The sequence below is a fragment of the Psychroserpens damuponensis genome (assembly GCF_000826655.1).
GTDB classification, from domain to species: Bacteria; Bacteroidota; Bacteroidia; order Flavobacteriales; family Flavobacteriaceae; genus Psychroserpens; species Psychroserpens damuponensis.
Map to the genome: position 1 here is coordinate 80,726 of NZ_JXJO01000011.1, position 13,940 is coordinate 94,665.

Genomic DNA, 13,940 nt, shown 5'->3' on the forward strand with positions numbered 1-13,940 from the left:
TATGAAAACGATAAAAAACAAGCTTCTATTTGTAATTCTAATATGCCTTTTAACAAGTACTTTAACTGCTTTTAAAAGTTCAAAAACGACTCCTGCTCCAATAGAAAAAATCTATACGCAAACCGATAGACCTTTCTATTTTCCAGGAGAAACCATTTGGTTTAAATCTTATGTGGTTTTACAAGACCATACGACTTCTCATATGAGTGACATTGTACATGCACAGCTCATCTCACCAAGAGGAACTGTAGTTAATTCTTTAAAATTAGCCGTAAAAGATGGTTATGTATATGGAGATTTTAATATTGATCCTAATTGGGTTGGTGGCATTTACACCTTGAAAGTATTTACCAATTGGATGCGAAATTTTGGTGAAGATACTTTTTTTACAAAACAAATTACCATTCAAAAAGTAGTAAAACCCAACTTACTACTAAACCTAAAATTTGAGAAAGAAGGGTATGGTAAAAACTCTCAAGTGATTGCTAATTTTGAAGCAAAAGATTTAGATAATAATCCGCTATCCAATAAAGATCTCACATTTGAGGTTGCCATAAAAGGTACAAAAATAAGCACTCAAAACCTTACTACTAATACCTTCGGAAAAGCAACACCTACATTTACATTGCCTCAAGATTTAGAGTCGTCTGATGTTGTACTAAATGTTCTCATGTCGTACAAAGGCAGTACAGAGTCTATATCTCGAGCTGTTCCTGTTGTTTTAGACACTATTGATCTTCAGTTTTTTGCTGAAAGCGGACAAATAATCGCAGGTGTCACCAATACTGTCGCTTTTAAAGCCATTAATGAGTTTGGAAAACCTGTAGACGTCAGTGGAGATATCGTTAATGGAAAAGGTCAAACAGTAGCTAAATTCTCTAGTTTTCATGACGGTATGGGAAGCATTAATATTTCCGCAGAAAAAGGAGAGCATTACGTCGCCAAATTAAAAACACCTTTTGTGTCTACACGAATTGTAAAGCTGCCAAACGTTCAAAATAAAGGCACACGGTTTTTAGTAACAACGCGTGATTCTAAAGCAGAAATAAAATTATTTTCTACGGAAAAAGAGCCTTTATTTTTAGAAATATCTAATGCAACAGAGGTTTTATTAGAGAAGAAAATTTCAGCAGATAAAAAATTACTAAAGATAAACACCGAAGATTTTCCCATGGGAATCACAACATTTTCTATCAAAAATTCAACAAATGATATAGTTGCCGAACGTTTGGTTTTTGTCAATGCGCACAAAGAATTAAATATTGATATTGCTTTAGACAAAACCAATTATCAAACCCGAGAAAAGGTAAAACTTAGCATCACAACAACCGATTCAAACGGAAATCCATTACCTTCAAATCTATCTATTGCTGTGGCAGATAACAAACTACTATCCTTTGCAGATGATAAACAAGATCATATATTATCATATTTATTAATGTCTTCACAACTTAAAGGGAAAATTCATAAACCTAGTTTTTACTTTAATCCTGACGACAAAAAATCGGCCCAAGCCTTAGATTATGTAATGCTCACTCATGGTTGGAGAAGTCATTTAAAATATCAAAAAGTAGATTTAAAAACGGCTCAATTTGCACCAGAACAACACAATAACCAAACTGGTGTTATTGTAGACAAAAAAGGAAACCCAACTACAGCTCACCTTTTATTAATGGATCAATCTGGCAATAAAGTGTTAGTATTTGATACTAAAGATGATGGATCGTTTTCATTCAAATTTGGAGATGAACGTTCACTCATTTTATTGGCTTATCGTGATGATGGTGAAACGGTTACCATTAGAACAAATACGCTAAAAAAAGGACAGTTAGCAAGACAAGTAAATGTTCAAAATAAAAGAACTATAAAAAAGACCGAAGCATTTATAACCAAGGATAAATCACCTAGAGCAAGTGTTGAAGAAAAAGTAGCTGTGGCTTCAATAGACATGGAAGAGGATTTATCTGAATTAGAATCGGTAGTCATTACAGGATATGCTGGCAGTGTTAATAGTAGTAGAGTAACAAGCTCTGTAGTCACAGTTAGTAGTGAGAGTATTCAAAATGTACCTGTTCATACAATAGATCAATTATTACAAGGTCAAGTTGCAGGTGTACAAGTAACCAACGGTTCTGGACAACCAGGACAAAGTGCAACTATTGTTATAAGAGGTAGAAATAATCTAAATGGCGATACAGAGCCTTTGTTTATTGTTGATGGCGTTCCTGTAGATCAATCTACATTTAGAACCTTAAACTCATCAAATATTAAATCTATGTCTGTTATAAAAGATGCTGCAGCTACTGCAATTTATGGAAATAGAGGAAGTGGAGGCGTTATTGTTATCTCAACAAACAACAGTTATTATATTAATAATAATGGCAAGAAAAAACTCAATAATGCTAAATACAACAATTATGCTATTGAAGGTTTTTATTATAGAGCTCCTATTGGTATCTATGAGCCAAGACAGTTTTATATGCCAAAATATGTAGCTAATGATGTACCACAAGAGCGTACAGATTTTAGACAAACCATCTATTGGAATCCTGTAGTACAAACCGATGAAAATGGAAAGGCAGAACTAGAATTTTATAATAACGATGCCATTACCTCTTTTAAAATTTCTGCGGAAGGCATAAGCTATAATGGTAATTTAGGACGCGAACAGGAAACTTACGCTACCAAAAAATTATTAAATGTAGATTTTAAAGCTCCAAATTATATGGTGTTAGAAGACACTGTTAGTCTTCCGGTTACAATTACCAATGAAACTTCAGAAGCTATAGAAGCAGATTTAGAAATGTCATTACCCGAACATTTAAAACTTGCCGAAGGTTTTGACAAAAAAGTGCGTATTGAAGCACATAGCTCTATATTAAAACCCATTTGTGTGATCCCAATTAAAACGGCCAAGACGACCACAATAGATATTTCAGTAAGCTCAAAAAATCATAATGATGTAATTAAAAAAGAAGTGACTGTATTAAGTCCGTATTTTCCATCAGAAACCTCCATTTCAGGATCAAAATCAAAAGCCGTAACATTTGATATTAATAGTGTTGTTGCTGGTAGTCTTCATGCTGAGTTTAATATTTATACAGATGTTGTTGGTGATGTTATGGATGGGATTGAATCTCTAATTAGAGCGCCACATGGTTGTTTTGAGCAAACCTCATCATCAACATACCCAAATATTATGGTGCTCCAATATCTTAAAGAATCTGGAAAAAGCAATCCGGAAATTGAAGCTAAAGCACTGGATTTTATTAAAAAAGGTTATAAACGTCTTATTAGCTTTGAAACTGCAAAAAACGGATTTGAATGGTTTGGAAACACACCTCCTCACGAAACCTTAACTGCTTACGGAGTTTTAGAATTCACAGAAATGAAAAGGGTTTATGATGGTGTTGACCAAAAAATGATTGATAGAACCGTTGATTGGCTCATGAGCAGAAAAGATAGTAAAGGCGGGTTTTTAAAAAGTAAAAGAGGCTATGATAGTTTTGCGAGCTCACCTGTTGACGTTGCCAATGCATATATCGTGTATGCCATTAGCGAGTCTGGTGTAGCTGCAAACATCAATTTAGAATATGAAACAGCTTTTAAAGATGCTTTAAAAACTAAGGATACTTACAAAATGGCAATGCTCACTTTAGCGAGTTACAATTTGGGTAAAACTAAAAATGCGCAACTCCTATTAAAAGAACTTAAACAAGCGATTTCTAATTTCGATTTCGAGAACCTTCCTGTAGAGCAAACTATTACAAGGTCCTACGGAAATGCTAAAAATATTGAAACTACAGCTTTTACAGTACTCGCTTTATTACGAGAAAACAAAATAGATCATACGTTAATCGCTAAAGGTATAGACCATATAGTTAGTAAAAGAAGTCATAATCGATTTGGATCTACACAGTCTACAGCCATGGCTTTAAAAGCATTAATTGCATACACAGAACAGCAAAAAAAGATGATGATTACAGACAATGATTCCGTAGAAATAAACATTAATGGTACTTCATTTACATCTAAACTAAAAATGACGAATAACGGTAAAATTACAATCGATGGTTTAGGCACTTACATAAAACAAGGTTCACAAAACGTAGCCATTACATTTAATAATGAAAACACAACGTTCCCTTATAGTTTAGTTATTGGTTGGGATAGTTACACACCAGATTCGGCAAAAGAGAAGTTTCTAGATTTAAAAACAAGTATTGCAGAGACTAATTATAAAGTAGGAGATAATGTGAGCATGACTATAGATGTCACTAATTTAAAATATGACGGATTAGGGATGGTCACATCAATTATTGGAATTCCCTCAGGAACCACAGCGCAACCTTGGCAACTAAAAACCCTTTTAGAGCAAGAAAAAGTAGCTTACTATGAAATTTTTGATAACTACTTAGTTTTGTATTGGAGATCATTTGCTGCGAAAGAAACAAAAACGATTCGATTAGATCTTAAAGCAGATATTGCTGGCACTTATAAAGCTCCTGCAAGTACAGTGTATCCGTATTATGGCGACGAATTTAAAACCTGGATTACAGGAAACACAATTGACATTTTGAATTAATGGTTGGTTGATTTTTAATTGTGTTTTGAAACCTCTTCATTTTCGTTACTTCGGAAATGGGAGGTTTTTTTGGTTAAAATGACTTTTTTAATATTACACTTTCTATTAATTCTGGCATAAAATTTCTCTAAACACTTGATAACACTATCATAAAAAATAATTAGTGTAATTGTGTCCCTTAAAATCACGCTAAAATGTTAAAATTCATTGTAATAAACTAAAAATTATACTTCTAAAAATCAACTATTTACAATGTCCTTTTCTGGTTAAATTTCTTCATTTATGTTTGCTCAACAAAATCTAAAACAATTTTTGTATTAAACCATATCACGAAAAATATGATTGATTGGTTTTAGATTAGCCGAAACGATTTATTATGGAATTTGGGGAAATAGTTATGATAACTCAAAAATTAAAACCCTTGGTTATTATAAAAATATAGATTCTTCGCTACGCTCTAAATGACATTAGTCAAATTCAAGCTATAAAATCGTGTGAACTGTTCTTTTCAACTCAGGTAAAACCTCATCCTCAAACCAAGGATTCTTAGTCAACCAAAATCGATTTCTTGGGCTAGGGTGTGGTAGTGTAAAATATTGAGGTAAGTAGTCTTTATAATTAGCAACCGTTTCTGTTAATGTGCGTTTGGCTTGGTCTTTTAAATAATACTTTTGTGCGTACATCCCAATTAAAATCACCAACTCTACATTTTGCATTTCATTAAATAAAGGTTGATGCCATTGAGGTGCACATTCTTTTCGAGGTGGTAAATCACCACTTTTTCCTTTTCCTGGATAACAAAAACCCATAGGTATGATGGCAAATTTTGTTTCGTCATAAAAATCCTCATCTGTGACGTTTAACCATTTACGTAATTGTTTACCACTTGCATCATCCCAAGGAATTCCCGAAGCATGCACTTTGGTTCCTGGTGCTTGACCAATAATCATAATTTTAGAATCGGGATGACCTGTTGCAATAGGTCGTGGACCCAGCGGTAAATGCGCTTCGCAAATATGGCATTGCCTTATGTCATGCAATACATCTTTCATCATAAGTTAGTCATCATTTTTCATCATGCTTTTTAGATCATTGCTTTGAGATGGATAGGTAAATATCATCTTTTTAAAAGCATCAACTGTCATGTTATTATTCATGGCAGTGGTTAAAACATTAATAGTTTCGTTGGCCTGAGAACTTAATACATGTGCACCAACAATTTTATTTGTGCGCTCATTTACCAAAATTTTATAAGCATAAGCCTCTGCATTTTCCTTTTTTGCATTGTACCAATTTGACGCATCACCTTTATAAACCCTTACAGTTTTATATCGTTTTTTAGCCTCCTCTTCCGAATAACCAACCATTGCCATTTGTGGATGCGTAAATACAACTGATGGTACTAACGGATCTTTAAATTCTTTCGCATTTCCGAAGCAAATATTATGACCAACAATATAACCTTGCAAACCAGAAAGTGGTGTTAAAGGCAACGATTTACTAGATACATCTCCACATGCATACACATTTTTATGACTTGTACTTTGTAAAAAATCATTGACAAGTATACCAGAACCGTCTGCATTAATTTTTGCTTTATCTAAATCTAAAAGTGCAGTTGCAGGTACACGACCAGACGTATTAAAAATCATTCTAGATGTTATAGTTTTGGTTTTATTTTTATGAGTAAAAGTGACACGATGGTTCTTTTTTAATTTTTCTACGGAAATCGTCTCGGCATTAAACTTAAAGTTAACACCATTTTTGGTTAAGCTTTTAACCAGCTTATTGACCAAAAAGGAATCAAATTGACTTAAAGCTTGATCACCATGTTCTAAAATAGTGACGTTACAACCCAAGGTTGATAACATAAAAGCAAACTCCATCCCAACATATCCTGAACCTATAAATGTTGCCGACTTCGGGATTTTTTTCAAATTTAATATATCATCACTAGTCTTTAAAAACTCAGCACCTTTAAAAGTTAAAGTTCGTGGCACAAAACCGGTAGCAATCACAAATGTATCTGCTACAATGCGCTTGCCTTCAACCATGATCTCTGTGTCGCTAATAAATTTTGGAGATTGGTGATACAAGTCTATCCCTAACTTTAAAAGGTCTTTTTCTGTAGACTTTGGCACCTTATCTGTAAATGTAGATTTAAAATTCTGTACAGTGTCCCAATCAATTTTTGGTAGTTTTTTAATACCCAATGTACTAAGTTGCTTTGTGTGTTGTAGCACATTTGCAAATTGAATCATTACTTTTTTGGGATCACAACCTCTAATAGCGCACGTACCTCCAAATGCTCTATTATCTGAAATTGCAACAGAGAGTCCTTCTTGTGCACATGTTTTGGCAGCTGTTTGTCCTGCGATGCCGCTCCCAATTATAAATACGTCGTAATGTGTTTTTTCCATGGTTTTTATTTAGTCATGAAAATTACTCAAATAAAGCACCAAAACGTATTGCAAATACTTTAAAAGTTAGCCCAAATACTATTATTTATTACCTCCAACAATAATCACAATTTCACCTTTTGGTGGTTTATTGGTATAATGTGCTAATACTTCTTTTGCAGTTCCTCTAATGGTTTCTTCGTATAATTTTGTCAATTCTCGAGAGACAGATACTGGTCGTTCTTCTCCAAAATACTCACAAAAGTTGGTGAGTGTTTTTATTAATTTATGCGGACTTTCATAAAAGATAATAGTTCTTGTTTCTTCGGCAAGTAGTTTTAATCGTGTTTGTCGTCCCTTTTTTACAGGTAAAAACCCTTCAAACACAAACTTATCGTTTGGCAATCCAGAATTTACTAACGCAGGAACAAAAGCCGTAGCTCCTGGTAAACAATCGACTTCAATATGGTGTTCAACACATGCTCTGGTTAATAAAAAACCAGGATCTGAAATTGCTGGAGTTCCTGCATCACTAATGAGTGCAATTGCAATTCCGCTTTTTAGTTTTTGCACCAAATTATCTACCATTTTATGCTCGTTGTGCATGTGATGGCTTTGCATTTGTGTAGTAATCTCGTAATGTTTCAAAAGTTTTCCAGAGGTACGTGTGTCTTCCGCTAAAATTAAATCGACGTCTTTTAAAACATCAACAGCACGAAAAGTCATGTCTTTTAAATTTCCGATAGGTGTTGGTACAATAAAAAGTTTGCTCATTGGTAAGAAAATTTCAATTCAAATTTACAATGTTTTCAATTATTTGACGCAATCATTACATTTTTTTAGCATCTTTATAGAAACTATCCGCTTTATGATTAATAGATTAACCTGCTTTATATTTGTCTTTTTTTGCTGTGCTACACTAACTGCACAAACCACAGATTTATCAATTGTTACTCAAGCTCAAAGTACGGCAGGAACTGATATTTCACAAATTGAAATTTTTGATGATTTTCAATACATAGTAACGATTATAAATTCGGGTAATGCCGTTACTAACGCCTCGTTTGAAATCACTATGGATGAAGGTTTACAAAATCTAAGCCTTGCCAATATTAGCTCTCAAAATAATACTGGAGGCGCTTCTAATGCTAGCGGTTTTAATTTATCTACATTACATGTATTAACAGGAACAGTTGCAAATTTACCTACAGACTCTAGTGTAGAAATAAAAATTGAAGTCACTGCACCTTCAACGGTTGGTGGTATTGCTATAGATGCAGTTATTTCGCCTCCAAATGGAACAGAAGATACTAACATTAGCAATAATCAATCCTTAATTTCTATTGATGTTATTGATGTAGATATCAATTTCTCTATCACTCATGAACAATTAACTCCTGCTCCTGGCACTCCTATATCATCATGGAATTCTCAAGCAACTTATAGGTTTACAATTACTAATAATAGTGATATAGATTTTCCTGTAGAAGCCATAGAGTCACGGTTAACCTTATTGACCGATTTGGATTATGGTCGGCCTAATGTTCAACTTTTATCTGTAGAATGTATAGAAGCAACCAATGGCACACAATGTCCTAATGTTGCTGGAATTTCAGGAAACCCGGTTTTATTAAGCGCCACTGCAAACCTATTAACATACTCTACACCACATGTTTATACTGCAGGTGGATCTATTACTTTTGAAGTTGTATATCAATTTTTAGACCCATCTTGTGCTATAGAATTAAACCCAATAAATGTACAAAGTAGAGTAGAAATCACTTTGGATCATACCAATTCTGGTAATAGTCTTTCTAACCCAGTAATTACAAATCTTTTAGAATCTGAATTATGCCAAACAACCGATGCTTGCATAGACACAATACAAACAGATCCAGACCCTTTAACTGCAGTCAATTGGAATGAAGAAGTCACTTTTGAAACTACCATTTGCAACAATGGACCTCTAGATGCTAATGTGTCATTTTTTCTGCAAAATTTAGCGCCTACAATAGAATGGAATATTTTATCTGTGGAATGCATAGGAACAACTGGAAGCATTTCTTGTGATGAAATTAATATTAGCATTAATGACATATTTTGGGTAAGCGATGTATTTATAATGCCAGTAGATGCAACTGTTACCATGAGAACAATAGCAGTTTTTATAGAACCAGATTGCTCTCCAAGTACTGAGCCCAATCAAGCACTTATTAGAAGTGGGATAAATGTTTTAGAGTCTGATATTTTAGATTCTAATATTATAAATAATACTCAAAACGATTATGTATCATTACCTGCAACTTCGGCTTGTGAAACTGTAAATCTCAATGTTACTAAAACACAAATAAACCCAGTATTACCCAATGGAGGAACTCCTCAAAACCCAACAGGTCAAGGAGAAATAACTTATGAAATAACCGTAAACAACCCAAGTGAATTAGATACATTTATTGAGTTACAAGAATTCATTCCTGGACCAGGAACTGTTCCTTTTACAGCAACATTGGTCGCTTTAAATTGTGTATCAACAACAGGAACAGCATCCTGCTTTGAACTTTTAAATACCAATATAGGAATCGAGTTTGATGGCATACCTCAAGGAGGAGAACCTGATACCTTTTGGGAAATTTTACCAGAAGACAATTGGAGTTTGCCTGCAAACAGCTCTGTTACTTTTGAGCTTACTATACTTTGGGATACAGATTGCTCTGTTAGTGCAATTCCTGTGACCAATACTGTAAATGTTAATAATGCCAATAGCAATGTAGATAGTGATTTCAATGATAATGAAGCCGAAGTCGTTACCTTTTTTGCTCCTTGTGTAGATTTAGTCGTTCAAACGTTTCCTGAGTTTACTCAAGTCAACGTCAATCAAAATTTTGATTGGATTATCGATATTACAAACAGTGAAAATAGCTCAAATGCTATAAACATCGACTTTGAAGACACCATAAATGAGGTGTTTAATATTACTGGAACGCCTACTTGTGTGGTTACTAACGGAAATGCAACATGTATTACCAATCTAGATTTCGCAACCAATAATGTTACTGGCACTATTGCAAATATGGATGCCGGCTCAACTATAAGAATTAGAATACCAGTTACTGCACCAAGTTTTGGAGGCGCTTACAATAATATTGCTGTAGCAACACCTGATGAAAATGATAATCGCGAAGTCTCACCAGAAACCAATACCTCAATTAGTAATATTCAAGTGGTTGCTCCTACACTAATAAAAAGTTATAATCCTACAACAATAACAATTGGAGAAGAAAGTACATTAACTTTTACGGTAAATAATTTACCTGATAATTCATCACAAAGTAACATTTCATTTACAGATGTTTTCCCTTCGGAAATTACTATAACTTCACAACCGCAATGGGTTTCACAAAACGGCTGTACGGCAACATTTATTGGCACAACTGGTGATAATTTTGCAGGAGTTTCAAATTTGATATTTCCGGAAGGTGTAACTTCATGTTCGTTTAGTGTTGTTGTGACATCAAACAGTCCTGGTATTTACCTCAACGACACCAATAATTTTGAAAATCAAAATAATATAGACACGTCTCAAACCAATGCAACTTTAACCGTTCTAGATGATGAATCTAATGTGGATATCGAAATTCTAAAAAATGTCTCTCCTCAAGAAGCTTCTATTGGTGATCAAGTAACGTTTCAAATTACGGCTACTAATCTAGGTACAACCATAGCAACAGATATTGAAATTTTAGATATGTTTCCTAATGGGATGGATATTGTGTCTGCGACGGTTTCCGAAGGACAATTTAATAACACAACTTTTACCTGGACCATTGATGCATTGTCGAGCAATCAATTTGAAACTTTAACCATTGTTGCTCAAATAACTTCAAGTACAGAACTTTTAAACGTGGCACAATTACTCACTTTAAATGAACCAGATAGAGATGCTACAAATAATATGGACGATGCTGAGGTTATAGTAGATAATTGTTTTTATGTCACAGATGGACTATCACCAAATAACGACGGACTTAATGACACCTTTTATATAGAATGTATTAATGATTACCCAGGCAATACCATAAAAATTTATAATAGATATGGTGTTCAAGTCTATGAAAGTAGTAATTATCAAAACGATTGGGACGGAACACCAAATATGGGAATTCCATCAACATCAGAAATACTTCCTGTTGGAACTTATTTTTACATACTCGATCTAAATACTGGAGCAAAACCATTAATTGGTTGGTTGTACCTCAATTATTAGACGTCTAAAGTTTTTGAGTCCTGCTAATCATCGCACAGGAAAAAAGATATTGTTTGTTATTGAAATTTACGTTCAACAATTGTTAAAAAACGCTCTTCAAACTCTTCCTTACCACTCCAGTTATTATAATCTGGTTTTACGATATCATTAAGTAAATGTGAGGCTTCTTTAAATGTACTTGTCGTATTTAATTGAGATAAAACTCGTTCATAATCTTCAATTTTACCATTAAATAAATGCTTTATAAAAGCGAGTTTATCATTGAGACCAATATTTAAACCTCCATTTTTGAGTTTATCATTTAAAGATTTTCTAAAATTCTCATTGGCTTGATCTACGGGTTCAAAAACAGGAATATCCTCAAACCCAGCAGTAATATCGTCTATATGAGTTTTAGGTGTTTCTTTTTCTGCGATAGTTGTTTTAACTATATCATCAACTTGCTCAGAGTCTTGTGGCATTTGCGCAACCATGTCTTTGATTTTCTCCATGACTGGTTCATAAATTCCATCGTCTTCGTGTTCATCTAAATTGACATAAATTTTATCTTCATGCTCAATGTTATCACTTACTTTATTATTAAATGCGGTATCTAACATTCCAAAAAAAGAAGAATCGTTACCTATTGTGGGTAAATGACCTTCAAAATTTTCGTTTGCAAATTTTAAAACGCTCAATTTTTCATATAAAACACCAGCTTCAGCATGTAGTTTTATGACATCCTCTTTTCCTTTAAGTTTTAAAATTCTATGTGCAATGCTTATTAAGTCGGCTTCGAGCTTCTTCTTCATAACTTTTTATTTTTTATTCCCGATTAGGTTTTTGATTTTTAATAAATTTGCTTCACCTTTATACAAAACGAACACTAAGTTGGTTTTAGTGTTAAAATTACAAAATGTTTCTCGAAAATACAGTAAATCAGAAAGAACAATTTGGATGGATTGAAGTCATTTGTGGCTCAATGTTTTCTGGCAAAACCGAAGAATTAATTCGCAGGCTAAAACGTGCGCAATTTGCAAAACAGAGGGTTGAAATTTTTAAACCTGCCGTTGATGTGCGCTATGATGAAGAGATGGTAGTCTCTCATGATGCTAACGAAATTAGATCCACTCCAGTGCCTGCTGCTGCTAATATTCCTATTTTAGCAGATGGCTGCGATGTTGTTGGCATTGATGAAGCTCAATTTTTTGATGATGAAATTGTTAGAGTTTGTAATGATTTAGCAAATAAAGGAATACGCGTTATTGTTGCTGGTTTAGATATGGATTTTAAAGGCAATCCATTTGGTCCAATGCCCAATTTAATGGCAACTGCAGAGTATGTTACTAAAGTACATGCTGTTTGTACAAGAACAGGAAATTTAGCTCAATACAGCTATAGAAAAGCCACTAGTGAAGCCCTTGTTTTGCTAGGCGAAGTTGATGAATATGAACCGCTTAGTCGTGCCGCATATTATAAGGCTATGCTAAGTGACAAATTACCTCAAATGAATGTCAACGACCCTCAAGAAATCCCAAATAAAGACGGTAAACCAAATGTCTAAAGCCAGAGAAACTGTTTTAGAAATCGATTTAAAAGCGCTAAAACATAATTACGAGTATATTCAATCCAAACTCAACAGCAACACCAAAACATTAGCTGTTGTTAAAGCATTTGCATATGGTAGCGAAGCCAGTGAAGTGGCTCTTTTTTTACAAAACTTACATGTAGACTATTTTGCTGTAGCTTATATTAATGAAGGTATTGCATTGCGTGATGCAGGCATTACCAAGCCAATTTTAGTACTTCACCCTCAGGCGATCAATTTCAAAACATTAATTGAGCGCTGCTTAGAGCCTAGTATTTATAGCACTAAAATTTTAAAAGAGTTTATCGCAGCTGCCACACAAGAAAAACAAAACAATTATCCCGTACATATTAAATTTAATACTGGACTGAATAGATTAGGTTTTGACAAAAATGATGTGGATAATGTGGTTGCAATAACTTCGGAAACATCGTCCATAAAAGTGACGTCTATTTTTTCACATTTAGCTGAAAGCGAAAATCTAAAAGAGCGTGATTTTACACGATTACAAATTGAACGTTTTAAGCAAATTTCCGATAAATTTACCGAAAGTATTGGCTATAAACCTATATTACATTTAGCAAATACTTCTGGTATTTTAAATTATCCTGAGGCCCATTTAGATATGGTGAGAACTGGTATTGGATTAAATGGTTATGGTAATTCTGAAGAAGAAAACAAAAACCTCAAACCTATTGCAACTTTAAAGTCTGTAATTTCTCAAATTCATAACATAGAGACAGGAGAAACCGTTGGTTATAACAGAGCTTATAAAAGTGAAGGCTCTCAAAAAACAGCCACAATTCCTATTGGTCATGCAGACGGTATCGGACGACAATACGGTAATAAAAAAGGATTTGTAACTATAAACGGTGAAAAAGCATATATCATTGGTAATGTTTGTATGGATATGATTATGGTAGACATTACAGGTATTAATTGTAACGAAGGCGACGAGGTCATAATCTTTGGAAACACACCAAATGCCTCACAATTTGCACAATCTGCAAACACGATATCTTACGAAATTATTACGGCAATTTCTCAGCGTGTAAAACGCTTAATTATAAGTGATTAGTTTTTTTTATGTTAAATTATGTGACTTTTTAACTACATTAGTGTCAT

The 13,940-nt window shown here is 33.8% G+C and carries 8 protein-coding genes; 4 read left to right on the top strand and 4 right to left on the bottom strand.

What is annotated here, in order from left to right; genetic code table 11:
* The first annotated feature begins 1 nt into the window (after position 1).
* On the top strand, positions 2 to 4,585 hold the full coding sequence (locus TD29_RS05640; protein ID WP_040279510.1) for a TonB-dependent receptor plug domain-containing protein: 4,584 nt from the start codon (positions 2 to 4) through the stop codon (positions 4,583 to 4,585).
* A 482-nt stretch (positions 4,586 to 5,067) separates the two neighbouring features.
* Here TD29_RS05640 and TD29_RS05645 read toward each other — a convergent pair whose 3' ends face one another.
* From TD29_RS05645 to rsmI, 3 genes are all read right to left on the bottom strand, one after another.
* Entirely contained in the window at positions 5,068 to 5,637 is a 570-nt protein-coding gene (locus tag TD29_RS05645) for a uracil-DNA glycosylase family protein (RefSeq protein WP_040279511.1), read from the bottom strand.
* 6 nt (positions 5,638 to 5,643) lie between these two features.
* Positions 5,644 to 7,005, bottom strand: coding sequence for a dihydrolipoyl dehydrogenase family protein (locus tag TD29_RS05650; protein WP_040279512.1), 1,362 nt, complete (start codon positions 7,003 to 7,005; stop codon positions 5,644 to 5,646).
* An 81-nt stretch (positions 7,006 to 7,086) separates the two neighbouring features.
* Complete coding sequence (gene rsmI, locus TD29_RS05655; RefSeq protein ID WP_040279514.1) at positions 7,087 to 7,758, bottom strand: 16S rRNA (cytidine(1402)-2'-O)-methyltransferase; 672 nt, start codon at positions 7,756 to 7,758, stop codon at positions 7,087 to 7,089.
* A gap of 94 nt (positions 7,759 to 7,852) precedes the next feature.
* Here rsmI and TD29_RS17810 point away from each other — a divergent pair, with 94 nt between their 5' ends.
* A complete protein-coding gene (locus tag TD29_RS17810; protein WP_052466986.1) occupies positions 7,853 to 11,248 on the top strand; it encodes a DUF7933 domain-containing protein in 3,396 nt (1,131 codons plus the stop codon).
* Positions 11,249 to 11,304: 56 nt separating this feature from the next.
* Here TD29_RS17810 and TD29_RS05665 read toward each other — a convergent pair whose 3' ends face one another.
* On the bottom strand, positions 11,305 to 12,039 hold the full coding sequence (locus TD29_RS05665; RefSeq protein ID WP_040279515.1) for a hypothetical protein: 735 nt from the start codon (positions 12,037 to 12,039) through the stop codon (positions 11,305 to 11,307).
* A gap of 104 nt (positions 12,040 to 12,143) precedes the next feature.
* Between TD29_RS05665 and TD29_RS05670 the strand changes: the two genes are divergently transcribed.
* Together TD29_RS05670 and alr are read left to right on the top strand one after the other, a co-directional pair.
* Complete coding sequence (locus TD29_RS05670; RefSeq protein WP_040279516.1) at positions 12,144 to 12,791, top strand: thymidine kinase; 648 nt, start codon at positions 12,144 to 12,146, stop codon at positions 12,789 to 12,791.
* Positions 12,784 to 13,893 carry an alanine racemase gene (alr, locus tag TD29_RS05675; RefSeq protein ID WP_040279517.1) on the top strand — a complete coding sequence of 370 codons (1,110 nt, stop codon included), beginning with the start codon at positions 12,784 to 12,786 and terminating at the stop codon, positions 13,891 to 13,893. The genes TD29_RS05670 and alr overlap by 8 nt, the downstream gene beginning before the upstream one ends.
* The last annotated feature ends 47 nt before the right edge of the window (positions 13,894 to 13,940 follow it).

Excerpts from the sequence above, each read along its gene's own strand:
- TD29_RS05640 (WP_040279510.1), top strand. The coding sequence starts at position 2 with ATGAAAACGATAAAAAACAAGCTTCTATTTGTAATTCTAATATGCCTT.
- TD29_RS05645 (WP_040279511.1), bottom strand. The coding sequence starts at position 5,637 with ATGAAAGATGTATTGCATGACATAAGGCAATGCCATATTTGCGAAGCG.
- TD29_RS05650 (WP_040279512.1), bottom strand. The coding sequence starts at position 7,005 with ATGGAAAAAACACATTACGACGTATTTATAATTGGGAGCGGCATCGCA.
- rsmI (WP_040279514.1), bottom strand. The coding sequence starts at position 7,758 with ATGAGCAAACTTTTTATTGTACCAACACCTATCGGAAATTTAAAAGAC.
- TD29_RS17810 (WP_052466986.1), top strand. The coding sequence starts at position 7,853 with ATGATTAATAGATTAACCTGCTTTATATTTGTCTTTTTTTGCTGTGCT.
- TD29_RS05665 (WP_040279515.1), bottom strand. The coding sequence starts at position 12,039 with ATGAAGAAGAAGCTCGAAGCCGACTTAATAAGCATTGCACATAGAATT.
- TD29_RS05670 (WP_040279516.1), top strand. The coding sequence starts at position 12,144 with ATGTTTCTCGAAAATACAGTAAATCAGAAAGAACAATTTGGATGGATT.
- alr (WP_040279517.1), top strand. The coding sequence starts at position 12,784 with ATGTCTAAAGCCAGAGAAACTGTTTTAGAAATCGATTTAAAAGCGCTA.